Source organism: Candidatus Nanopusillus massiliensis, from assembly GCF_920984865.1.
The window spans coordinates 490,684-490,900 of the sequence record NZ_OV100765.1; positions in this window are offsets into that span (position 1 = coordinate 490,684).

Sequence of the window (217 nt, forward strand, 5' to 3'; positions counted from 1 at the left end):
ACAACCTGGTAAAATGCATACAGATGTAATTACACAAAGTGATAAAGTCATATCACATAGAGTAACTGCAGAAGAAGATTTAAAATCTTTAAATGAAATAATGAAAAACTTTACTGCGCAAGATATTGATATATATATGAATGAAAATATACCAAAGAAAAAAGGCGCTGCTTTAATTTTAGATGATAAATCTAAAAAAANNTATCCAGTTCAAATA